This is a genomic window from Solibacillus sp. FSL R7-0668, assembly GCF_038006205.1.
In the GTDB taxonomy this organism is placed as follows: Bacteria; Bacillota; Bacilli; order Bacillales_A; family Planococcaceae; genus Solibacillus.
Genome location: NZ_JBBOUU010000001.1, coordinates 1,043,062 through 1,066,281, shown reverse-complemented (window position 1 = coordinate 1,066,281; position 23,220 = coordinate 1,043,062). Strand labels below are relative to the sequence as shown.

23 protein-coding genes are annotated in these 23,220 nt (G+C 39.7%); all 23 read right to left on the bottom strand.

The window, feature by feature from the left end; genetic code table 11:
* Positions 1-39: 39 nt before the first annotated feature.
* Positions 40-318, bottom strand: a complete 279-nt coding sequence (locus tag MKX47_RS04945; protein WP_340771780.1) for a DUF503 domain-containing protein — start codon at positions 316-318, stop codon at positions 40-42.
* The gene (gene infB / locus MKX47_RS04940) at positions 318-2,618 is read right to left on the bottom strand and encodes a translation initiation factor IF-2 (RefSeq protein WP_340771778.1); all 2,301 of its coding nucleotides are present in this window, start codon (positions 2,616-2,618) and stop codon (positions 318-320) included. Before infB ends, MKX47_RS04945 begins: the two co-directional genes overlap by 1 nt.
* 14 nt (positions 2,619-2,632) lie before the next feature.
* Positions 2,633-2,941, bottom strand: coding sequence for a YlxQ family RNA-binding protein (locus MKX47_RS04935; RefSeq protein WP_241368022.1), 309 nt, complete (start codon positions 2,939-2,941; stop codon positions 2,633-2,635).
* Entirely contained in the window at positions 2,938-3,216 is a 279-nt protein-coding gene (rnpM, locus tag MKX47_RS04930; protein ID WP_340771773.1) for an RNase P modulator RnpM, read from the bottom strand. The genes MKX47_RS04935 and rnpM overlap by 4 nt, the downstream gene beginning before the upstream one ends.
* Positions 3,217-3,256: 40 nt before the next feature.
* Positions 3,257-4,384, bottom strand: a complete 1,128-nt coding sequence (gene nusA, locus MKX47_RS04925; RefSeq protein WP_340771770.1) for a transcription termination factor NusA — start codon at positions 4,382-4,384, stop codon at positions 3,257-3,259.
* Positions 4,385-4,397: 13 nt separating this feature from the next.
* Entirely contained in the window at positions 4,398-4,883 is a 486-nt protein-coding gene (gene rimP / locus MKX47_RS04920; RefSeq protein WP_340771768.1) for a ribosome maturation factor RimP, read from the bottom strand.
* Positions 4,884-5,092: 209 nt separating this feature from the next.
* Complete coding sequence (locus MKX47_RS04915) at positions 5,093-9,427, bottom strand: PolC-type DNA polymerase III (protein ID WP_445683571.1); 4,335 nt, start codon at positions 9,425-9,427, stop codon at positions 5,093-5,095.
* Positions 9,428-9,499: 72 nt separating this feature from the next.
* Positions 9,500-11,206: a proline--tRNA ligase gene (locus tag MKX47_RS04910; RefSeq protein WP_340771763.1), complete on the bottom strand. Its 1,707-nt coding sequence runs from the start codon at positions 11,204-11,206 to the stop codon at positions 9,500-9,502.
* A 188-nt stretch (positions 11,207-11,394) separates the two neighbouring features.
* Complete coding sequence (rseP, locus tag MKX47_RS04905; protein ID WP_340771761.1) at positions 11,395-12,654, bottom strand: RIP metalloprotease RseP; 1,260 nt, start codon at positions 12,652-12,654, stop codon at positions 11,395-11,397.
* Positions 12,655-12,711: 57 nt separating this feature from the next.
* Positions 12,712-13,857, bottom strand: coding sequence for a 1-deoxy-D-xylulose-5-phosphate reductoisomerase (gene dxr / locus MKX47_RS04900; RefSeq protein ID WP_340771758.1), 1,146 nt, complete (start codon positions 13,855-13,857; stop codon positions 12,712-12,714).
* Between the two features lie 76 nt (positions 13,858-13,933).
* Entirely contained in the window at positions 13,934-14,728 is a 795-nt protein-coding gene (locus MKX47_RS04895; RefSeq protein ID WP_340771755.1) for a phosphatidate cytidylyltransferase, read from the bottom strand.
* Positions 14,725-15,519, bottom strand: a complete 795-nt coding sequence (locus tag MKX47_RS04890; protein ID WP_340771752.1) for an isoprenyl transferase — start codon at positions 15,517-15,519, stop codon at positions 14,725-14,727. The genes MKX47_RS04895 and MKX47_RS04890 overlap by 4 nt, the downstream gene beginning before the upstream one ends.
* Positions 15,520-15,794: 275 nt before the next feature.
* Entirely contained in the window at positions 15,795-16,352 is a 558-nt protein-coding gene (gene frr / locus MKX47_RS04885; RefSeq protein ID WP_340771750.1) for a ribosome recycling factor, read from the bottom strand.
* Positions 16,352-17,077, bottom strand: coding sequence for a UMP kinase (gene pyrH / locus MKX47_RS04880; RefSeq protein ID WP_340771747.1), 726 nt, complete (start codon positions 17,075-17,077; stop codon positions 16,352-16,354). Before pyrH ends, frr begins: the two co-directional genes overlap by 1 nt.
* Positions 17,078-17,333: 256 nt before the next feature.
* Positions 17,334-18,221 (bottom strand): translation elongation factor Ts, encoded by an 888-nt coding sequence (tsf, locus tag MKX47_RS04875; protein ID WP_340771746.1) that lies wholly within the window; start codon positions 18,219-18,221, stop codon positions 17,334-17,336.
* A 163-nt stretch (positions 18,222-18,384) separates the two neighbouring features.
* The gene (rpsB, locus tag MKX47_RS04870) at positions 18,385-19,107 is read right to left on the bottom strand and encodes a 30S ribosomal protein S2 (protein WP_340771744.1); all 723 of its coding nucleotides are present in this window, start codon (positions 19,105-19,107) and stop codon (positions 18,385-18,387) included.
* Positions 19,108-19,267: 160 nt separating this feature from the next.
* Positions 19,268-19,885, bottom strand: coding sequence for a hypothetical protein (locus MKX47_RS04865; RefSeq protein ID WP_340771743.1), 618 nt, complete (start codon positions 19,883-19,885; stop codon positions 19,268-19,270).
* Positions 19,886-19,893: 8 nt separating this feature from the next.
* Complete coding sequence (locus MKX47_RS04860; RefSeq protein ID WP_340771741.1) at positions 19,894-20,196, bottom strand: RNA polymerase subunit sigma; 303 nt, start codon at positions 20,194-20,196, stop codon at positions 19,894-19,896.
* A 12-nt stretch (positions 20,197-20,208) separates the two neighbouring features.
* Positions 20,209-20,979, bottom strand: a complete 771-nt coding sequence (locus MKX47_RS04855; RefSeq protein ID WP_340771738.1) for a FliA/WhiG family RNA polymerase sigma factor — start codon at positions 20,977-20,979, stop codon at positions 20,209-20,211.
* Positions 20,980-21,194: 215 nt separating this feature from the next.
* Positions 21,195-21,566 carry a multidrug transporter gene (locus tag MKX47_RS04850; RefSeq protein WP_340771736.1) on the bottom strand — a complete coding sequence of 124 codons (372 nt, stop codon included), beginning with the start codon at positions 21,564-21,566 and terminating at the stop codon, positions 21,195-21,197.
* Complete coding sequence (locus MKX47_RS04845) at positions 21,566-22,069, bottom strand: chemotaxis protein CheD (RefSeq protein ID WP_340771734.1); 504 nt, start codon at positions 22,067-22,069, stop codon at positions 21,566-21,568. The genes MKX47_RS04850 and MKX47_RS04845 overlap by 1 nt, the downstream gene beginning before the upstream one ends.
* Positions 22,066-22,704 (bottom strand): chemotaxis protein CheC, encoded by a 639-nt coding sequence (locus MKX47_RS04840; protein ID WP_340771731.1) that lies wholly within the window; start codon positions 22,702-22,704, stop codon positions 22,066-22,068. Before MKX47_RS04840 ends, MKX47_RS04845 begins: the two co-directional genes overlap by 4 nt.
* A gap of 60 nt (positions 22,705-22,764) precedes the next feature.
* Positions 22,765-23,211: a chemotaxis protein CheW gene (locus tag MKX47_RS04835; RefSeq protein ID WP_340771728.1), complete on the bottom strand. Its 447-nt coding sequence runs from the start codon at positions 23,209-23,211 to the stop codon at positions 22,765-22,767.
* Positions 23,212-23,220: the final 9 nt, after the last annotated feature.

Here is a 23,220-nt window from a genome sequence, read left to right as displayed (position 1 = left end):
TCACCTCATTTTACTACTAACTTGCCATATTTATGGACTTTATAAATATTCTCGGTAAAAATCTAACTGCTCCCATTGTGGGTTTGACTGTAAAAAGTGAACCGCATGCATGAGCTCACGTTCAGCCGCCTCTTTGGAAGAAGCGACGGCTACAAGTGCTAAACGCGTGCGCTGCCATACATTTTGATGGTCAATTTCCGCAATGGAAACATTGAATTTTTGTTTTGTGCGTGTCAGCATACGCTGAAGCACGGCACGTTTTTCCTTTAATGAGTGGGCAGTCTGAATGATGAATTCAATTTCTGCGTATACAATCATTATTTACGAACGATTTCTTCCATTACGAAGGCTTCGATAATGTCGCCTTCCTTAATGTCGTTGTAGTTTTTGATTGTAATACCACACTCATACCCTTTAGCAACTTCTTTGGCGTCATCTTTGAAGCGTTTTAATGAATCTAACTCGCCTTCAAAAATAACAACGTTTTCGCGGATAATACGTACGCCTGCATCACGTACAATTTTACCTTCGATGACATATGAACCTGCAATTGTACCCACTTTTGATACTTTAATTGTTTGACGAACTTCTGCTTGACCAACGATTTTTTCTTCGTATTCAGGGTCTAGCATACCTTTCATCGCAGATTCGATTTCTTCGATTACTTTGTAAATGATACGGTGTAAGCGAATGTCTACGCCTTCTTCTTCTGCCGCACGTTTTGCGTTTGTATCTGGACGTACGTTGAAGCCGATTACAATTGCGTTTGAAGCAGCTGCTAATGAAATATCAGACTCTGTAATCGCACCTGCACCCGTGTGGATGATTTTTACGTTTACGCCTTCTACATCAATTTTCATTAATGAAGATGCCATCGCTTCTACAGTACCTTGTACGTCTGCTTTAACGATTAAGTTTAATTCTTTCATGTCACCTTGGCTCATTTGTTCAAATAAGTTATCTAATGTGACACGTTGTTTTTCTGAGCGTTGTGCTTGGATAGCAGTCATTGAACGAGATTCACCCACTTGACGAGCTGTTTTCTCATCCGCGAAGACTACGAAACGGTCACCCGCTTGTGGTACTTCGTTTAAGCCTGTAATTTCAACTGGTGTAGATGGACCAGCTGCTTTAATACGACGGCCCATGTCGTTTACCATTGCACGTACACGACCGAATGCATGACCTACTACGATTGGATCTCCAACACGTAATGTACCATCTTGAACTAATAATGTCGCTACAGCACCACGGCCCTTATCAAGCTGTGCTTCGATTACAGAACCGATTGCAGAACGAGTTGGGTTTGCTTTTAATTCGCCAACTTCAGCAGTTAAAAGAACCATTTCTAATAATTCGTCGATTCCTTCACTCTTTAATGCAGAAATTGGTACGAAGATTGTATCGCCACCCCAAGCTTCTGGCACTAAACCATGCTCCGTTAATTCTTGTTGGACACGGTCTGGGTTCGCTGATGGTTTATCCATTTTGTTGATTGCTACGATAATTGGCACTTCAGCGGCTTTCGCGTGGTTAATTGCTTCTACTGTTTGTGGCATCACACCGTCATCAGCAGCTACAACGATAATCGCAATATCCGTTACAGATGCACCACGCGCACGCATTGTTGTGAACGCTGCGTGACCAGGTGTATCTAAGAATGAAATTTTCTTGCCGTTTGCTTCTACTTGGTATGCACCAATATGCTGCGTAATCCCACCTGCTTCACCCGCAGTTACTTTCGTTTTACGGATTGAGTCAAGTAAAGATGTTTTACCGTGGTCAACGTGCCCCATTATTGTTACAACTGGCGGACGCTCTTCTAACGCATTTTCGTCGACCTCTACGATTGTGTCATCGAAGTACGTATCTAAGTCTGTTTTGTCGATACGGATTTCTTCTTCTACATCTACCCCATAGTCTGCACAAATTAGCTCGATTGCATCCTTATCAAGCTCTTGGTTAATTGTTGCCATTACACCAAGCATGAACAATTTTTTAATAATTTCTGAAGGCTCACGGTATAGCTTTTTAGCAAGCTCAGCTACTGTTAAGCTTTCATAGAATGTAATTTTTTCTGGTAATTCTTTTTGGACCATTGGCTGAGGTGCTGGGCGATGTGTACGACGTTTACCACCGTTAATTCCTGGTCTACGACGTTGTTGATAGCCGCCCTTGTTATTATTGTTATTTTGGTTATTGCCGCCTTTGCGGTTATTGTTGTTATTTTGAGTCATATTTCGATTTTGGTTACCTTTTTCATTTCTTAGTTTTTCGCCCTGTTGCGATTTTGGTTGCCCAGAGGCATTGTTTGTTTTCTTCGGTTGCTGATTGATCGAAGCAGATTGTTGACGCTCCTGCTTTTTTTCATGCTGCGCGTTGTGCTGCCCTTGCTTTTGTGCTGGCTTTACATTCTTTGCAGATGACTGTTTGGCAGGAGAATCTTTTGCTGGTTCTGCTGCTTGCTGAAAGACAGAATCAAGTTTTGATAGTGTCGCTTCATTAATCACTGCCATATGATTTTTCACAGGCTGATCAAATTTTGCTAACTGCTCAATAACTTCCTTACTTGTTTTATTTACCTTTTTCGCATATTCATGAACTCTTACTTTGCTCATCTGCTCACCCCCGATTATTTTTCGTTGAGTAGACTAGACATTTTTTTAGCAAATCCGCTATCTGTAATAGCAATCGCTACACGGTGTTCTTTTCCTGTAGCATGTCCAAGATCATATCGATCCCCAAAAACATAATACTCAACGTGATAATACGTACATTTATCTTGAATCTTTTTACTAGTATTTGCTGAAGCATCTGAAGCAAGTAACACAAGCTTTGCCTTACCATTTCGAACTTCTTTAATGACTAGCTCTTCTCCAGAGATTACTTTACGTGCACGTGCCGCTAAACCTAAGAGCTGTAGCACTGCAGGATTTGTCATAAAATCGACTCCCTACGAATCAGCGTTAATAGCTCCTCATACACTTCATCTGGCACTTTCGCTTCTAGTTGGCGATCCAAACTACTTTTTTTACGTGCTAAGTCAACAGCCTGCTCTGATTTAGATACATAGGCACCTCGACCAGATTTTTTACCTGTTACATCAACGCTTACTTCGCCTTCCTTAGAACGAACGACACGAATCATTGATTTTTTAGGTAACATTTCACCTGTTGCTACACATTTTCGTAAAGGGACTTTTTTATTGACTACCATTTGCTCACCCTCCTTAGCAAAACTATTTCAAGTGTGATGCTTACTCTTCGTCGTCACCATATAAATCAAATACAACATCTTCATTGTCTTCGCGTGGAACGAATGTGCTTGTTTCAGAAGGATAGATTCCTAGTTCACGCGCATCTGTTTCAGACTTGATGTCGATTTTCCAGCCAGTTAGCTTCGCAGCAAGACGTGCGTTTTGACCGCGTTTACCGATTGCTAAAGATAGTTGATAATCTGGTACTACTACAGTTGTTGACTTTTCTTCTTCATTGACTTGAACGTCTAACACTTTTGATGGGCTAAGGGCATTCGCTACAAATACAACCGGATCTTCTGACCATTCTACGATGTCGATTTTCTCGCCGTTTAATTCGTTTACAATTGTTTGAACGCGAGCACCTTTAGCACCTACGCATGACCCTACAGGATCTACTTCTTCATTATGTGCATACACAGAGATTTTAGAACGGTCGCCAGCTTCACGTGCAATCGATTTAATTTCTACTGTGCCATCATAAATTTCTGGTACTTCCATTTCGAATAGACGACGCAGTAAACCAGGATGTGTACGAGATACAATTACTTGTGGGCCACGAGTTGTGCGCTCAACTTTCGTGATATAGACACGAATGCGTGATGTTGGCTTGTAAACTTCACCTTGAATTTGCTCATTTACTGGTAATGCAGCTTCAACTTTACCAATGGATACGTAAATATTACGCGCATCTTGACGTTCGATTACACCTGTAACGATATCGTCTTCACGGTCAACATATTCTTCATAGATTAAGCCTCGCTCTGCTTCGCGCACACGTTGCGTTACGACTTGCTTCGCTGTTTGTGCAGCAATTCGGCCGAAGTTACGAGGTGTTACTTCTTCTTCTACGACATCGCCGATTTGGTAAGCAGGGTTGATGAATTGTGCATCCTCTAACGCGATTTCTAAGCGCTCATCTTCCACATCTTCTACGACGTCCTTGCGAGAATAAACAACCATAGTACCTGTATCAAGATTAAGGTCTACACGTACGTTTTGCGCTTGATTAAAGTTACGTTTGTATGCCGTTACTAAAGCCGCCTCGATTGCCTCAATTAATACCTCTCTTGAAATACCTTTCTGCTCTTCAAGGGCAGTTAGGGCATCTAGTAATTCACTACTCATTTTGTTTTCACTCCTAAATTTGCTTGTCTGAAAAATCGATAGCAAGACGGGCTTGCGCAATTTTTTCTTTTTCGATTTGTACTGTTAATTTACGTGTTTTAATGCGGATTTCAATTTCTAATAATTCATCTGTATATGCGCGTAAATACCCATAGAATTCTTTTAAATCTTTCACAGGCTCATACGTTTTTACATAAATATATTGCCCAATAGCCTTTTCGAAGTCCTGCTGTTTTTTTAACGGACGTTCAGCTCCTGGTGAAGAAACCTCTAAATAATAATTTTGCTCAATCGGATCATTTTCATCCAATTTCTCGCTTAAACGTTCACTTACTTGCGCACATTGTAAAATATCAATGCCGCCTTCAGGTGTGTCAACATAAATACGAAGGAACCAGTCGCGTCCTTCTTTCACGAACTCGATATCAACTAATTCTAATTCAAGTTCCTCAACGATCGGCGTTACTAGCTCTTCAATGATCGACGTAACTTTGTTCATCGTATCCTCCTTACGCTTTCGCCTTACAGCTAAAAGGCGAGTTTTCATTGAAAAATTTGCATTAATAGCCATGTAAACAACAGAAAAGAGCGGGAAACCCCACTCTTTTGCTGGCGAACTATCAACAAATTGTTACGATTAGCATAGCACAAACATATTGTGAATGCAAATATTGGCTATAAAAGTGTCCATTTCATCATTGACAAGTTTTAGAACAATGATAATTGGTTGGCATCGGGCATCCCTTCTAAGCAACCAAGCTCATCCATATACTCGATTAATGTTTTCGAAACACGACCACGCTGTTGTAAATCTTCTTTCGATAAAAACTCTCCATTTTTTCGTGCCTCGACAATTTGCTTCGCTACGTTCGTTCCAAGCCCTGGAATCGAATCAAATGGCGGAATTAACGAATTGCCTTCAATAATAAATTCACTCGCTTGTGATTTATACAAATCAATCTTTTTAAAGCTCATGCCGCGCTCACACATTTCGAGCGCAATTTCCATAACGGTTAATAAGCTTTTCTCTTTCGGAGCTGCATCTAAGCCCTTCATATTAATTTCATCGATTTTTTTACGAATCATGACAGAACCTTGCGTCATCGAAATTAAATCAAAGTCTGACGCACGCACCGTAAAGTATGCAGCATAATAAAGGATTGGATGATGAACTTTAAACCAGGCAATACGCACCGCCATTAATACATAGGCTGCGGCGTGGGCCTTTGGGAACATATACTTAATCTTTTTGCAGGAATCGATATACCATTCCGGCACTTTTTTTGCCCGCATCTCCGCTTCCATGTCATCGGTTAGGCCTTTCCCTTTACGCACAGATTCCATAATTTTAAACGCAAAACTCGGCTCCAAATCCTGATAGATTAAATAAACCATAATATCATCACGACAACCAATTACCTCTTTTAAGACACATGTACCATCTTTAATGAGGTCCGCTGCGTTTCCAAGCCAAACATCCGTACCGTGAGAAAGCCCTGAAATTTGTACAAGCTCACTAAATGTCGTTGGTTTCGTTTCTTCTAGCATTTGACGAACAAATTTTGTCCCAAACTCCGGAATGCCGAGTGTCCCTGTTTTTGCACCAATTTGCTTTTCAGTGACCCCTAAAGACTCCGTGGAGCTAAAAATTTTCATTACGGTCGGGTCATCCGTTGGAATTGTTTTCGGATCAATACCCGATAAATCTTGCAGCATACGGATCACAGTCGGATCATCGTGCCCGAGAATATCAAGCTTTAAAATATTATCGTGAATCGAGTGGAAGTCAAAATGTGTCGTTTTCCACTCGGCATCTTGCGCATCGGCTGGAAATTGTACTGGAGAGAAATCGTAAATATCCATATAATCCGGTACGACAATAATCCCACCCGGGTGCTGCCCCGTTGTCCGTTTCACACCGGTACAACCTTGTACAAGTCGGTCCACTTCTGCGTTCCGATACGTAATATTATTATCATTTGCATAGCCTTTCACATAACCATAGGCTGTTTTTTCTGCAACTGTACCAATCGTTCCAGCGCGGAAAACATAGTCCTCACCAAACAGCACTTTTGTATAGTTATGCGCTTGTGGCTGATATTCACCTGAGAAATTGAGATCAATATCGGGTACCTTATCTCCTTTAAATCCAAGGAAGGTTTCGAACGGAATATCATGCCCGTCCTTTTTATACTGCGCTCCACATTGTGGGCATTCTTTATTCGGTAAGTCATAACCAGAAGCGACCGAACCATCTGCAATAAACTCTGAGTGTTTACATTCTGGACAGACATAATGCGGTGGCAATGGATTGACCTCTGTAATCTCCATAAATGTTGCAACAAGTGAAGAACCAACCGAACCACGCGAACCTACTAGGTAACCGTCCGCTAATGATTTTTTTACGAGTTTCGCGGAAATTAAGTAAATTACTCCGAACCCATGACCTAAAATTGATTTTAATTCCTTATCGATACGGGCTTGCACAATTTCAGGTAAGTTTTCGCCATATATGCGATGGGCCATCTCATAGGTTAAATTGGTTACCTCATCATCAGAGCCTTCGATTTTTGGTGTATATAAATCATCCTTAATTGGCTTTACATCACCAATCATGTCAGCGATTAATTGGGTGTTTGTTACAACAATTTCCTTCGCCAAGTCAGGTCCTAAAAAGTCAAATTCTTTTAACATTTCATCCGTTGTTCGGAAATGTACTTGCGGTAATTTATGACGATTCAACGGATTGGCTCCACCCATTGAACCAACTAAGATTTGACGGAACTTCGCATCGGTTTCATGTAAATAATGCACATTACCTGTCGCAACAACTGGTAAATTTAATTTCTTTCCGAGCTTAACAATTCGGCGAATAATATCTTCTAGCGCCCATTCATCATGCACCGTTCCGCCATCAACTAACGGCGAGTACACCGGCTTTGGCATCACTTCTAAATAATCATAGAAGCGCGCCATACGTTCGGCTTCCTCTGGTGTTTTGTTCATCATCGTTTCAAAGAGCTCACCATTTGAACAGCCCGAACCGACAATTAACCCCTGACGTAGCTTTTGTAAATCCGAACGACGAATACGCGGCACACGATAAAATGTCTGTGTATGCGAAATCGTAATGAGCTTAAATAAATTTTTCAATCCATCATTGTCGACCGCTAAAATCGTACAGTGACTTGGACGCGATTGTTTATAGCCATCCTCACCGCCGACATGATCATTCATTTCATTCAAGTTTTTAATACCTAAATCATCCGCCTGCTTCATTAAATGGAGGAATAGCTCGGCTGTTGCCTCGGTGTCATAAATGGCACGGTGATGTTGCGTTAATTCGATATTGTATTTTTTCGTTAATGTTTTTAAATTATGCGTTTTTTGACCAGGATTCACTAATCGTGATAATTCCACTGTATCAATCCCTGGATGACGCACATCAATGCCAGCCGTTTTATAAGCAACATATAAGAAGCCTAAGTCGAACGCTGCGTTGTGGGCAACTACTACGCCATCGCCAATAAAGTCTCGGAATTCCGTAATGACATCACTTAGCTCTGGTGCATTGACGAGCATATCATCCGTAATATGGGTTAATTCAATAATTTTGGCTGTAAGCTTCCGATGCGGATTTGAAAAGCGCTCAAACGTGTCCAGAACTTGACCGTTTTTAATTTTCACAGCGGCAAGCTCAATAATCGTGTCATACACATTCGAGAAACCAGTTGTCTCCACGTCAAATACGATGTACGTTTCATCTTCAAGCATGCGGTCCTGTGGGTCATAGACAATCGGCTTGCCATCATCTACTAAGTTTGCCTCTACGCCGTAAATCACTTTAATGCCATTTTTCTTCCCTGCTGAATAGGCTTCCGGGAATGCTTGTACAACGGCATGATCCGTAATTGCGATTGCAGGATGTCCCCACTTCGCAGCTTGTGCCACCAATTTATCTACGGGAGTCATCGCATCCATCTGACTCATTGGGGAGTGTAAATGGAGTTCCACCCGTTTTTCGCCTTCAGGTGCTAAGTCTTTACGTGGCTCATGCTTGACTTCATTAATATCACGCACCATCATCACTAAATCACGCGCAAAAGTATCCATTTGAATCGAGCCGCGCGCCCGCACCCACATACCTTTACTAATTTGATTCATCTTCACAACATCTTCATCGCTATTGGAGAACATTTTGACTGCTAACGAATCCGTGTAATCCGACATTTTAAATTCTAAAATAGAACGCCCACTTCGAAGCTCCTTCACTTCCGCTGCGAAAATAAAGCCTTCAATAACAATCGAGCGCTCTTCTTCTAAAATGGTACGAATCTCTGTAATCTCTGGATTTTTGATGAGTGATCCGAGTTGGAATACGGCATCTGTTTGTGCAACTGCTCCCGGGTTGGCTGCTTTTTCTTTTTCACGCGCTGCAAAGTCTGCCATCGCCTGTTTTGATAAGCGCTCTTCTTCCTCCCTGCGCTGCTCATAAAACGCTTCTTGCTGCGCAATGAATTCCTCCGATTCCTCTACAAGCTTAAAGTCTAATGGAATATGTGGGAAACCGAATGATTTATAGCTATCGGCAATTTTTTCGGTGTATTTTGCTTTTAAAATTGAAAATTCATGCTCTACCATTGTTGTGACAACAAGCTTGTTCCCCGTCCATTGTGGTGTTTGCTTCATTAAATTTTCACGAAGTAATGGCGACATTTCACCAAGCTGTTCAATTGCCGACTGCCAATATTCTAAAATATGCTGCTCATTGACGACTGGATTTTGCGATTCAATCGTTAAAGTTACACTCGCGATATGAGAAAATTTCTCTGCCATGCGCAACCGCAACAGTTGGTATACTTGAAACGGTAATATATTTTCGATTTGAATTTTAAAATGCCATACGCGCTTCTTTTTATGGACGGTAACACGTTCGAGTGCGCCATTTTCAAAAAAGGACATATAGACATCATCAGTCAATTCAAGCTGTTGTAATAAGAGTAGGAATTTTTGTCTTCCTTCCTGTTTTGACAATTGTTTCACCCTTTCTATTTATCGAAAAAGAAAGGAAAGTACATAAATCCTGTACTTTCCCCCTCTTTCTAGTGATTATGGTTAGTTTTGACGGAAGTATTCGTTCAAACGATCAACTACTTCTTCTTTTGCCCACTCTGCTGATTCGCCTGTTGCACGGAATTTTACTTCCACTAAGCCTTCAGACGCTTTTTTACCTACTGTAATACGTACAGGTAAACCAATAAGGTCTGCATCCGCAAATTTAACACCAGCACGCTCAGCACGATCATCATAAAGTACATCATAGCGATATGATTTTAAAACGCCATATAATTCATCTGCTAATTGAACTTGGGCCTCGTCTTTTGTATTCACAGGCACTAAGTGTAAATCATATGGTGCTAATTGAGCTGGCCATACAAAACCATTGTCATCTTGGAACTGTTCAGCAACTGCTGCAAGTAAGCGAGAAACACCAATACCATAGCAGCCCATGATGAATGGCTGTGCTTTTCCTTGCTCATCTAGGAAAGTACCATTCATTTTCGCTGAATACGTCGTACCTAATTTGAAGATATGACCTACTTCAATACCTTCAGCAAATTTGATTACACCTTGTCCGTCTGGAGATGGATCGCCCTCTTGGATGAAGCGAATGTCTTCATAAGAGCCAATTGCAAAATCGCGCTCAGGGTTAACATTTAATAAGTGGTAGCCATCTTCATTTGCACCAGCTACACCGTTACGCACCGATTTGATGGCGTTATCCGCAATGACTTTTACGCTGACAGGTAATTTCACTGGACCTATTGAACCTGGCGCACAACCAAGTAATTCTTTGATTGCCGCTTCATCTGCTAATTCCACCGAAGTTGCACCTAATGCATTTTTTAATTTAATATCGTTAATTTCGTGGTCACCACGTGCTAATACAACCACTAGCTCACCGTCGATATTGAACACTAATGATTTAATGACATTTGAAGCGTCTACATTTAAAAATGCCGAAACTTCTTCAATTGTCTTTTGATCTGGAGTTGCAACCTTTTCAATTTCTTTCATCGGTGTGTCTGGTGCAGTGTATGCTGCAATCACTTCTGCCATTTCGATGTTTGCTGCATAATCAGAAGTATCTGAGTAAGCAATTGTGTCCTCACCGATTTCAGATAACACCATGAATTCATGTGTCCCTTTACCACCGATAGAACCAGCATCCGCGATGACTGCACGGAAATTTAAACCAAGACGTGAGAAGATGTTTGAGTATGCACGGTACATATCGTCATACGTTGCATCTAATGATTCACGAGTGGCGTGGAATGAATAGGCATCTTTCATGATGAATTCGCGACCACGTAATAATCCGAAGCGCGGGCGTTTTTCATCACGGAATTTATTTTGAATTTGATAAAGCGTGATCGGTAATTTTTTGTATGATTTAATTTCGTCACGCACTAAAGTTGTAATCACTTCTTCGTGCGTTGCCCCTAATGCAAAATCACGGTCATGACGGTCTTTTAAACGCATTAATTCTGGTCCGTAAGCTTCCCAACGGCCAGACTCTTGCCATAATTCAGCTGCTTGTAGTGCCGGCATTAATAGCTCTACTGAATCAATCGCATCCATTTCTTCACGAACCACTTGTTCGATTTTCGCTAACACCTTGCGTGCTAATGGTAAGTATGAGTATACCCCTGCTGCATTTTGTCGAATAAAACCAGCACGTAGTAGTGTGCGGTGTGATTTTACGTCTGCATCAGCTGGATTTTCCCTTAAAGTAGGGATAAACGATTTACTTTGTTTCATAAATAGTGCCACCTTTTTTAGTTTTCACTTCATCATTATAGGACAAATGCTGTCCTCTTTACATACATTCGATTTTATTTTACCAAATCGAAACTTTTCTACTGTTTCTATACTAAACAAATTTAGCTTTGAACGCTAGTATTATTCATACAAAACGCTCAAAGCTGTCATTTTAAAGTCTATTTACATTAGAAGAAAAATCGTTGAATATCATTCCATGTCACAACGACCATTAAGATCATTAGCAGCACGATACCGACAAAGTGAACCATTCCCTCTTTTTGACGATCCATCGGTTTGCCGCGCACCGCCTCAAATGCGAAGAATAATAAACGCCCACCATCAAGTGCTGGTAATGGTAGTAAATTCATAATCCCTAAGTTGACACTTAGCATCGCTGCCCAATAAAGTACATTGTATAGCCCGAATGTTACAACGGTTTCAGTAGCTTTATAAATGCCTACCGGACCTGATAAATCATCAATTGAAAATTGACCTGTAACAAGCTTGCCTAACATTTGTCCAATTAAAATGGTCATATTATACGTTTCTTCTGCTCCGTAGACGACCGCCTTTAACGGATTGTTGTCCATCGAACGCATAATGCCGATTTGACCATATTTTGTGCCGTCTGGTTGCTCTGCTTCAGTTGGAGTCACTTCTAGCGTTGCAGAAGTACCATCCTCATGCTTCACATCTAACGTAATAGCTTTCTCGGGATTCGTTTGGATTTGCTCTGAAAGCTCCCCCCAAGTCGAAATCGCGACACCATTAACCTTCGTTACGAGATCACCGTCTTGTAATCCCGCTACACTAGCAGGTTTATCGTCAAGTACACTTCCGATAATCGGTTCATCCACAGGCACGCCTTGAATTAACCCAATTACTAAGAAAATAAAGAACGCTAAAATAAAGTTAAATAACGGACCTGCAAAAATCGCCATCGCACGCGCACCAACTGATTTGGAGTTAAATTGGCGATCATAAGGTGCAATCATTTGCTCTATACCGTTTTCGACAATCATCGCTGTACGCGACACATTAAAACGCACAAGCTTGTCTTCTTCATCATAGCCTTCAATCCAAAGTTCACGCTCTAAATCTGCTTTTTCAACTTCTAAAAACACGACATTTTGATATTGTGCTTTTTGATTTAATACAATTTTTTCAACAACATTCTCTTCGTTTGTTACTAAGGCTACGCGATAGCCCGGCTGTAATTCGACCGTATCCGTATCTTCACCGGCCATGCGTACATATCCACCGATTGGTAATAGACGTAGTGTATAAATGGTTTCACCCTTCGTCATACCAAAGATTTTCGGTCCCATCCCGATTGCAAATTCACGCACCATAATACCCGCGCGTTTCGCAAAAATAAAGTGACCTAGCTCATGGAAAAATACAAGCGAGCCAAAGATTAAAATAAAGGCAATAACTGTTTCCATAATACCCCACCTTCAAATGGCGCTATGCCTCGTTCACATAGCTACCTTTCATCTTTACTATTTTACCATGCTTGCAACGGTTTTTCTCGTCTCACTATCTACATGTAAAATCGTTTGCAAATCTGGCATGATGATATTGTTATGACTATTCATCACACGCTCAATACATTCTTCAATTTGTAAAAATGTAATTTTCTCTTGTAAAAATAGTGCAACAGCCGCCTCATTTGCTGCATTCATTGCCGTTAAAATCGTACCGCCCATTCTTCCAGCATCATAGGCAAGCTTTAACGCACGGAAACGGTCAAAATCAACCTCTTTAAAATGCAGCTGACCAATTTGCGCTAAATTTAAACGTTGCCCATTTTTTAATGGCAAACGATCTGGATAGCTAAGCGCATATTGAATGGGCACACGCATATCTGGCGTACCAAGCTGGGCAATGACACTTGTATCTTCATATTCGACCATTGAGTGAATTATGCTCTCACGGTGTAATACGACATCAACTTTGTCATACGGCATATCAAATAATACATGCGCTTCAATTACTTCTAGCCCTTTATTCATCATCGTTGCGGAATCAATTGTGATTTTAGCACCCATCGACCAGTTCGGGTGATTTAAAGCATCCTTTACGGTTACACCTTCCAGCTCTGCACGCGTTTTATCGCGGAATGAACCACCCGATGCCGTTAAAATTAGTCGTTCAATGCGCTTTTTATTTTCACCGTTCATCGATTGAAAAATTGCCGAATGCTCACTATCCACCGGTAAAATCGTTGCGTTGTATTTTTTGGCCTCAGCCATTACTAAATGCCCTGCTGTTACCAATGTTTCTTTATTGGCAATAGCAATCGTTTTGCCCATGCGAATCGCTGCTAGTGTTGATTCTAACCCTACACTGCCTAATACCGCATTGACAAGCACCGTAGAATCCGGATGGGTTGCCACTTCCACCAAGCCTTTTTCACCATATGTAAAGGAAATATGCGGATAATCTTGTTGTAAAGAGAATGCCGCTTCTTCCGTTTGCATAGATACAAGCTCTGGCTGTAGCTTTTCGATAATCTCCCGAGACTTTTCTATATTTTGTCCGGCAGAAAAGGCCACAAGCTTGAATTCTTGTGGCTGCGCTAATAATATATCAAATGTCTGCCAACCAATCGAACCGGTCGCACCTAATAAACTAATTTTTTTCACAATAAATACTTCCCCTCTAAAATCCTTATAAGCAAATCTAAGTCGCTTGCATTATAAATGTTTGTCTAATCTCACATCAAACGAAATGAACAAAATGAAGTAAAGGTACTGCAAACAATAAACTATCAAAACGGTCTAAAATCCCGCCGTGACCAGGTAAAATAGTGCCTGAATCCTTTACACCATAATGACGCTTAATGGCTGATTCTACTAAGTCACCCATTTGACCAATGATGGAAGCAACAATCGTTACGACAATTAATTGTGTCCAGCTTGAAGCAAATGGATAAATCCATTGCATCATCACTGCAAAAATTACAGCAATCACAATGCCTCCAACAGAGCCTTCAATTGTTTTCTTAGGTGAAATTTCTGGCCAAAGTTTATTTTTCCCCAACTTACGCCCTACAAAATAAGCACCCGAATCTGTCGTCCATACAACTAATAAAATGAAAATAACATAATCTAAACCATCAAAGCGTGTTTCAATAAAGTAATGGAAGCCCAGTCCTACATAGAATGCGCCCAATAAAATAAAGCCTATTTCATCAAATGTTATTTTATTTTTTACAAGGACAATATAAATTAATAATAGCGTTGAAATCGCATAAATAATCATCAAATTTGACTCATAATTGAAGAATTTCACTACTTCACTTGACCAGTCATTCGGAATGACAAGCATGACTAATGCTACTACTCCTATTATTCCTGGTACAGAAAAAATTGAAATTCCTCGCATCTTTAACAATTCATAAAATCCAATGACTGCTAAGATGCTAATTAATACTGCAAACGGAGCACCACCATATACAACAAATGGGATGAATAATGCCGCTGCTATTACGCCTGTAATAATGCGTTGCTTCAATTTGTTCCTTCTCCTTTCAGCCCACCATAACGACGATTACGGTTTTGATACACTAAAATTGCTTCTTTCAAACAGGCCTCATCGAAATCAGGCCAATGTGTATCCGTAAACCAAAACTCCGTATACGCAAGCTGCCATAGCATAAAGTTACTAATTCTCACTTCACCACTCGTTCGAATCAATAAATCTGGTTCTGGTAAATGAGCTGTCATAATATGCTGTGAAATATGCTGTTCTGATAGTTCATCAATTGTTAGTGTACCCGCTTCTACATCTTTCATTAATCTCTGCATTGCCATGACAATTTCTGCTCGTCCCCCGTAATTCATAGCGAAATTCAATACAAGCCCTGTATTGTTCTTTGTTGCTTCCATCGCATTTGTTAGCGCACGTTGCGTATAATCTGGCAATGTATCCATAACACCGATCATTTCAACTCGAATATTACGCTCCATTAGCTCTGGTAAAAATGAATTTAAAAATTGTTCAGGTAGGCGCATTAAAAATTCTACTTCTGATTTAGGGCGCTTCCAGTTTTCTGTTGAAAATGCATAGAGCGTTAACACCTTAATCCCTAAATCACAAGCAGAACGCGTAATTTTCCGTATGGTCTGCATGCCTTCATGGTGTCCAGCAACACGAGGTAGTGCTCGTTTTTTCGCCCAGCGACCATTTCCGTCCATGATTATTGCAATATGGGTAGGAACTTCTTCGCCCTTAACTAAGTCCATACTTTCATCATTAGATGGCTGCCCTGTATTCGAATTTTTCCCAAAAAGTTTTTTAAACATAGTTAATTCCCCCAACTGCACAAATCGAACTACACATATACATCCCTTTTATCATATCAAAAAAGCAACTGCATGTCCTTCAAAGATTCATGAACTTAATCGTTTACTCAATTTTCTTTATAATCTTTTTCTATTCAACTGTATTTAATATTAGTACGAAAAATTAGTAAAAAAACGTCCTAACTAGCAGGACGTTTTCAATCCATTTAAAGTTCATCATTTCTTTAAAAATTTTTCGTGCTACTTTTCAATAGCGCGAAATGAAATCATAAAGATTAAACTGTTAAAATTTCTTTTTCTTTTTCTTTTACTAACTCTTCAATTTTCACAATGGCATTATCCGTTAATTTTTGGATATCTTCACCGAAGCCACGTAATTCGTCTTCTGTGATTTCACCATTTTTCTCTAATTTTTTCAGATCATCGTTTGCATCACGACGCACGTTACGTACAGCAACTTTTGCTTCTTCTGATTCCTTCTTCACTTGTTTCACAAGATCTTTACGACGTTCTTCTGTTAAAGCAGGGATCGCTAAACGGATTACGTTTCCGTCGTTTGTCGGTGTAATACCGATATCCGAACGCATAATCGCTTTTTCAATTTCACCTAAAATTGATTTATCATATGGTTGGATTACTAATAGACGTGCTTCCGGTACTGATACACCCGCCATTTGGTTAACTGGTGTTGGTGCACCGTAATATTCTACAGAAATACGGTCTAATAATGAAGCGTTCGCTACGCCCGCACGAATTGATGCTAACTCACGTGAGAAAGCAGCAATCGATTTTGTCATTTTTTCTTGTGCTTGATCTAATACTTGCTTAGCCATTATGCATCTCTCCTAACAACTGTTCCAATTTTTTCGCCCATTACGGCACGTTTAATATTACCTGACTCTGATAAGTTGAATACGACAAGCTTAATATCATTATCCATACATAATGTTGAAGCTGTTGAATCCATTACTTGTAAGCCTTGTTGAATAACGTCTAAATACGTAAGTGTGTCATACTTTACTGCTGTTGGATCTAATTTAGGATCGGCAGAATATACACCGTCCACATTGTTTTTCGCCATTAAAATCGCATCTGCATTGATTTCTGCTGCACGTAAAGCAGCTGTTGTATCTGTAGAGAAGTACGGGTTACCAGTACCTGCTGCGAAAATCACAACGCGTGATTTTTCTAGATGACGCACTGCTTTTCGACGAATATATGGCTCTGCCACTTGTGTCATCACGATAGATGATTGAACACGTGTCGGAACACCTAGGTTTTCTAATGAATCCTGCAACGCTAATGCATTCATCACTGTTCCTAACATCCCCATATAATCGGCATTGGCACGCTCCATACCCATTTCAGCGCCGATTTTACCGCGCCAAATATTCCCGCCTCCAACAACTAATGCTACTTCAACACCTAAATCAATGACATCTTTAATCTCTGCTGCGATTGATTTAATCACTTCTGGTGAGAAGCCAAAGCCTAATTCTCCAGCTAATGCTTCTCCACTCAGTTTAATTACTACTCGCTTGTATTTTGACACACTCATAGTAAACCTCCGTTATTCATTTATTTAAAAGGAAATACTAAACCATACTTTCATATGTATAGTATTTCACTAATTGACATAATAAATGTTATTCTCGACGACAGCGAATGCTTTCATTTCAAACAACGGTATATTAACTTCAATTGATGATCTTATTTTTATCTATTAATGACAATTTTTTGTAAAAATAGGGAACACGCAAATGGTGCTCCCTACTTGTTTACTTAAATTAAAAGGAATTTAAGTGATATTAAAATTAGTTATTACCTTTTACTTGGCTCATTACTTCTTCCGCGAAGTTATCTTCACGTTTTTCGATACCTTCACCTACAGCATAACGAGAGAATGCAGTTACGTTACCGCCAGTAGATTTTACGAAGTCACGTACTTTTTGATCTGAGTTTTTAACGAAAGTTTGGTCTAATAAGCAAACGTCTTCAAAGTATTTACCAAGACGGCCTTCTACCATTTTCGCTACGATGTTTTCTGGTTTACCTTCGTTTAACGCTTGTTCCGTTAATACTTTACGCTCATGTTCAACTTCTTCAGCAGAAACTTCGTCACGAGATACGTAAGTTGGGTTGATTGCAGCGATGTGCATTGCAACGTCTTTTGCAGCAGCAGCGTCAGTAGAACCTTCAAGAACTACTAATACACCGATACGACCGCCCATGTGTAAGTAAGCACCAAATGCATCTGCATCAGTTTTTGTTTTAATTTCGAAACGACGTAAAGAGATTTTTTCGCCGATTGTAGCTGTAGCTGTAGAAATTTGGTCAACGATTTTCACGCCGTCTTTTTCTAATTCTAAAGCAGCTTCAACTGATTCTGGTTTAGCAGTTAATAATTGCTCTGCTAAAGAAGAAACTAATGTTTGGAACTGTTCGTTTTTCGCTACGAAGTCCGTTTCAGCGTTTACTTCGATAAGAATTGCTTCGTTACCTTGTTCTAAAATGAAAGTTGTACCTTCAGCAGCGATACGGTCTGCTTTTTTACCAGCAGCAGCTAAACCTTTTTCACGTAAGAAATCGATTGCAGCATCGATGTCACCGTCAGTTTGAACTAATGCTTTTTTACAGTCCATCATACCTGCGCCCGTTTTTTCACGTAATTCTTTTACTAATTGTGCAGTAATGTTTGCCATATTGAGTTTCCTCCTAGGATCTATTGAAAAATTTTATTTTCTATTCATTTCATACTTTAAGCGAAAAATCATGAATTTTCAACGATTCATGTGATTTCACATAAGTTTTCTCAAAAAAAGGTGATAAGGGTTTGATCCACTTATCACCTTATCTAGCAGTAAATTATTCTGCTGCAGCTTCTTCAGCTACAGGAGCTTCTTCTTCACCTTGTTTTGCTTCTAATAAAGCGTCAGCCATTTTTGCAGTTAATAATTTAACAGCGCGGATAGCATCGTCGTTTGCAGGGATTACGTAATCGATTTCATCTGGATCACAGTTAGTGTCTACGATACCAACTAGAGGGATGTTTAATTTGATTGCTTCTGCAACTGCGATACGCTCTTTACGAGGGTCTACTACGAACATTACGTCCGGAATCCCTTTCATATCACGGATACCGCCTAAGAATTTAACTAAGCGCTCGTGCTCTTTTTTAAGTTGGATAACTTCTTTTTTAGGAAGTACGTCGAAAGTGCCGTCTTCTTCCATTTTTTCGATATTTTTCATACGTTGAACACGTTTTTGAATTGTACCGAAGTTAGTTAATGTACCACCTAACCAACGTTGGTTGATATAGTAGTTACCTGAACGTTCTGCTTCTTCTTTGATCGCTTCTTGTGCTTGTTTTTTCGTACCAACGAATAAAACTTTACCACCGTCTTGACCAACTTGACGCATGAAATCGTAAGCTTCTTCTAATTTTTTAACCGTTTTTTGTAAATCGATAATGTAGATACCGTTACGTTCAACGAAGATATATTTCTTCATTTTTGGGTTCCAACGGCGAGTTTGGTGACCGAAATGTACACCAGCTTCAAGTAATTGTTTCATTGAAATTACTGACATGAGTGTTTCCTCCTAGTATGTTTGGTTTTTTTCCTCCGTACTCTTCATCTGCAACAAGCTACCCGTGAATCACGAGCACCACTTACTACATCAGAATACGTGTGAATTGGTTTAACACCGTTTGTAAATATATCATATCTAACTTTCAAGTGCAACTACTTTACGCGTGAAACTTTATTAAAAGCTCAATCTCAGTTTTACCGCGCTGCATCATTTTCGCAATTTCTTCTATTGATTTGCCTGCTTTATAATGCGCAATCACTTGCTGTTCGAATGGAAGTTCTTCCTTCACTATTGGCTTTTTTGTAAAAAGCTCTGCCTCTATTTGCGCGAGTTCTTGGGCATCATCTATTTGTCCTTTTTGCTTGCTATAGGCATGAGCGGCCTTTTGTACGGGGACGAATGGACGAGGTTCCAATTCTGGACGCTCTTTTGAAACGGCTGTTAGTATCGGCTCTTCTTTTACTTTATTTTCAGCTAACTCTGCAAACACTTTTTTGGCATCTACAGCATTTGCTCGTGAAGTTTCCACTTGAGATGTGACTGGTACTTGTTTTGGTATACGAACTTCCGCTGTTTTTAATTCCTGAATGAGACGATCATTTTCCTCTTTCATTTCCATTAAATACACACCAATCGCATTGTCCATCTCTTCTACTAATTGATTTTGCCGTATCTCTAATTCTTTAAATTTTGATATTTTACTAAATAACAGTACAATAACAAAAATTGTGATTAATTGAATGACAAATAATGTTATTATTAATGCGGTTATCATGCGTTCTCCTAGCCGCTAAAATCAAAAAGATTCCCCTTAAACGGATGCTGTGCTTTTTGTTGTAGCTGTTGCTTTTTTTTCTTTTGTTGGTCAGGTGACTGCCCTTGTTCGTTTTCGCCATCTTCTCCGTCCACGACATCCATTTTGTCTGTTTCATTGACGGAGAATTGCTTGCGTTCGATTTCTTTTTTTAGCGCATCATTAGCATGCATTTGTTGAAGAATGTTATTTTGCTGTTGCTGATCAGCCATTTTTCCTGCATCAAATGTTTTAGGAATGGCAATCTGTAGCTCAACGCCCTTTAAGCTCATCGTAAATCCCTCCTACGTATTAATCATTTCCGAAGACAATAATTTACGTAACTTAAACAATGCTTTCGAATGGATTTGGGAAATGCGCGAAGTCGATAGCTCTAACATTTCACCGATTTCTGTTAACGTCATTTCTTCCGTGTAAAACAAGCTAATCACGAGCTGCTCTTTTTCATTTAATTTTTGGATTTGCTCTGCTAAATCACCTAATAACTCTGTATGTACCATATGCTGTTCTGGTGTTTTCGTGTGATCATCTCGAATGACGAACGATTTCCCTTCGCTTTCTTCTTGATCTAGCTGTTCATTAATCGATAGCACATTGGAGAAAAAATGTTCATGCACCGTTTGATAAATTTCCTCCACCGACAAATTCATATGATTCGCCAGCTCCTCAGGTGTTGCATGACGCATCAGCTTTTGCTCAAGCTGCTCAATTTGTGCATCTAGCTTTTTCGCTTTTTCACGTGCAGATCGTGGCAGCCAGTCCTCTTTACGAAGCCCATCAATAATAGCACCTCGAACCCGGAATGATGCATACGTATCAAATTTCAAATCACGATTTATATCAAATTTATTTAACGCATCAAATAAGCCCATCATACCGAGACTTGTTAAATCATCTCGCGAAACATTTTTGGGTACTCCAACAGCAATCCGTTGCACATGATACGAAACGAGTGGCTTATATTTTGTTATTAGTAAGTCGCCTGCTTCTGGATCTTTGTCCTTTGTCCAGCGAATCCATAGTGATTGCTCTTCTGCATGTCCTTGTTCAGTCACTCGTATCCACCTCTCTCATGAAATGTAAGCATAATTATTTATCATTATACCAAAAAGCCTACAAATAAACATGTGACGGAAGAATGAGACACAATAATTTCATAAGAAAAGAGCTTGCCCGGAAAATGATTTCCAAACAAGCTCTGTTTAATGTCCCTTTTATTCAAAATGCCCTTTATTTCAAATAGAATTGTTTATATGTCCAAACAACTTGCTTAACGGGAAACAGCTTCTTCCCCATGTAGCATTGTACGAACAACTTGGGCCACCTCTTCTGTATTTTCATCTTCAAACTCTGCTGTTGTCCGATTATTTTGAGGAATAAACTGTTGATTTCGTTCCTCTTCAACAGAAGCATCTTCATTTGTTGATTCCGTTTCATTATGTACCAAAGCTTCTGGTGTATAAAAAATATAGGCGATAAAGTAACGAACAGCAAACATGATCACAAACCCAAGGATTGCCGCAACGGTCGCAATACCGATTGTTGGCCACGGCATCGCAAATGGATCACGGATTGCCCAAATGAAATAAGCAGCGAACGAAAATAAAGCAGCCCAGAAATTATAAAAAAGCGATCCAAACATCAAATGTCCCTCACTCCTTGATTAACTGTTCGTACATTTAATTTACTAGTCTCAGGGTTAAACTCTATTGTACGACCACTATTCCCACCCGTATCTTCTGAAACGATTGGAATATTTAACTTTTTCAATTGTGCCTTTACAGCTTCTACATTTCGAGGTCCAATACGCATCGAATCCTTATCCGAAGTAAATTGAAACATTTGAGCCCCGCCAGCAATTTTCGCCTTTAATTTAAAGCTTTGAGCGCCTTCACGCTTTAGCATTTCTACTATTGCATTGACCCCTGTATCTGCAAATTTTGCGACATTAATAGTTTCTGTTCGACCTAAACTTGAATCAGGTAACATGACATGGACCATGCCGGCAATTTTCTTTGATTCATCATAAATCACGACCCCTACACAGGACCCTAAGCCTGACGTACGAATCGTTTTAGGAACTTTTACTACATCCATTTGTGCTATACCTACTTTAATTACATCGCTTATATTCGATAAAATCATGTAGTGGGCACCCCTAAGGCTTTAAAGATCGATTCAAAAGATTCTGGTTCAGGCAATAAGAAAAAATGCCCTTTAACCGCTTCATCGTCAGATATAACTTCTTCATAAATGGATGTATTAATAACAATTACAGTATCACTTACTTGCGATAATTCAATTAAACCAATACTAATAATAGCGCCGAACATATCAATACTTAAGCCAGGCACCGTCGGATAAATCTTTAACCCTGTAAAATCAGACAATGCCGATAAATAAGAGCCTGATAAAATATTCCCCATTTCCTGCATCGCCGATAAACCTAATTCAGAATATGGTGGTATATTAAAATCAAATGATTCATCATGAATTAAGCGGCGAATAAAGCGATTTGCTTGCCCCACTGGTAACACGAAAAACATGCTTCCTGCTACATCGCCCTCAATACGAAGATAAATCCCCACAACCACATTCTCTGACCCACCTGCTAATTCCATCATCTCATTAAAAGAAACCATTCTCACATTTGGTACGCGCATATCGATTTTCTTTTGCAATAAATCTGATAAGGCCGTCGCCGCATGGGCAGCACCAATATTTCCTATTTCCTTTAATACATCTAAATGAAGCGAGGTGATTTTTTCATTGAAGTTCATTTCTAACCCCTACTTTAATAGATTCTAGGCAAGCAAAACACTTGCCTAGAAAATTAGTCGTTAATCTAGTGGATTTAATACTTTATCTAAGTGAAGTAAAATTAATAAGCGGTTATCTAATTTTGCTACCCCTGCGATAAATTCCTCTTCTAAAGATCCTACAACCTCAGGCTGCTGTTCAATTGATGCCGTATCGATATCTAAAACATCATTCGCCGAGTCAACAACAAAGCCAACTTCCATCGTTTCTAACGTAATGATAATAATACGTGTTGTTTCTTCATTTCCTGAAATCGGTAAATCAAAGCGTTCACGCAAATCAATGACAGGCGTTACAACCCCACGCAAATTAATAACACCTTTTACATAGCGTGCCGTTTTTGGCACACGTGTAATATGCATTAATTTTTCAATTCCTTTTACATGTGAAACGGGAATGGCATATTCTTTATCTGCTAATTGAAACACAATGACTTTCACATTTTTTTGCTCGATTGCATTTGTCATTTTTCACAC

What these genes read in the sequence shown, in the direction of transcription:
- tsf (WP_340771746.1), bottom strand. Translation starts at nt 18,221, where the DNA reads ATGGCAAACATTACTGCACAATTAGTAAAAGAATTACGTGAAAAAACG.
- MKX47_RS04850 (WP_340771736.1), bottom strand. Translation starts at nt 21,566, where the DNA reads ATGTTTGGATCGCTTTTTTATAATTTCTGGGCTGCTTTATTTTCGTTC.
- MKX47_RS04860 (WP_340771741.1), bottom strand. Translation starts at nt 20,196, where the DNA reads ATGAGCTTAAAGGGCGTTGAGCTACAGATTGCCATTCCTAAAACATTT.
- MKX47_RS04945 (WP_340771780.1), bottom strand. Translation starts at nt 318, where the DNA reads ATGATTGTATACGCAGAAATTGAATTCATCATTCAGACTGCCCACTCA.
- MKX47_RS04835 (WP_340771728.1), bottom strand. Translation starts at nt 23,211, where the DNA reads ATGACAAATGCAATCGAGCAAAAAAATGTGAAAGTCATTGTGTTTCAA.
- pyrH (WP_340771747.1), bottom strand. Translation starts at nt 17,077, where the DNA reads ATGAGTGTGTCAAAATACAAGCGAGTAGTAATTAAACTGAGTGGAGAA.
- rimP (WP_340771768.1), bottom strand. Translation starts at nt 4,883, where the DNA reads ATGAACAAAGTTACGTCGATCATTGAAGAGCTAGTAACGCCGATCGTT.
- MKX47_RS04845 (WP_340771734.1), bottom strand. Translation starts at nt 22,069, where the DNA reads ATGATTTTATCGAATATAAGCGATGTAATTAAAGTAGGTATAGCACAA.
- rnpM (WP_340771773.1), bottom strand. Translation starts at nt 3,216, where the DNA reads ATGGTAGTCAATAAAAAAGTCCCTTTACGAAAATGTGTAGCAACAGGT.
- nusA (WP_340771770.1), bottom strand. Translation starts at nt 4,384, where the DNA reads ATGAGTAGTGAATTACTAGATGCCCTAACTGCCCTTGAAGAGCAGAAA.
- MKX47_RS04910 (WP_340771763.1), bottom strand. Translation starts at nt 11,206, where the DNA reads ATGAAACAAAGTAAATCGTTTATCCCTACTTTAAGGGAAAATCCAGCT.
- MKX47_RS04890 (WP_340771752.1), bottom strand. Translation starts at nt 15,519, where the DNA reads ATGTTTAAAAAACTTTTTGGGAAAAATTCGAATACAGGGCAGCCATCT.
- infB (WP_340771778.1), bottom strand. Translation starts at nt 2,618, where the DNA reads ATGAGCAAAGTAAGAGTTCATGAATATGCGAAAAAGGTAAATAAAACA.
- MKX47_RS04865 (WP_340771743.1), bottom strand. Translation starts at nt 19,885, where the DNA reads ATGATAACCGCATTAATAATAACATTATTTGTCATTCAATTAATCACA.
- MKX47_RS04840 (WP_340771731.1), bottom strand. Translation starts at nt 22,704, where the DNA reads ATGAACTTCAATGAAAAAATCACCTCGCTTCATTTAGATGTATTAAAG.
- rpsB (WP_340771744.1), bottom strand. Translation starts at nt 19,107, where the DNA reads ATGTCAGTAATTTCAATGAAACAATTACTTGAAGCTGGTGTACATTTC.
- rseP (WP_340771761.1), bottom strand. Translation starts at nt 12,654, where the DNA reads ATGGAAACAGTTATTGCCTTTATTTTAATCTTTGGCTCGCTTGTATTT.
- frr (WP_340771750.1), bottom strand. Translation starts at nt 16,352, where the DNA reads ATGGCTAAGCAAGTATTAGATCAAGCACAAGAAAAAATGACAAAATCG.
- MKX47_RS04935 (WP_241368022.1), bottom strand. Translation starts at nt 2,941, where the DNA reads ATGACAAATCCTGCAGTGCTACAGCTCTTAGGTTTAGCGGCACGTGCA.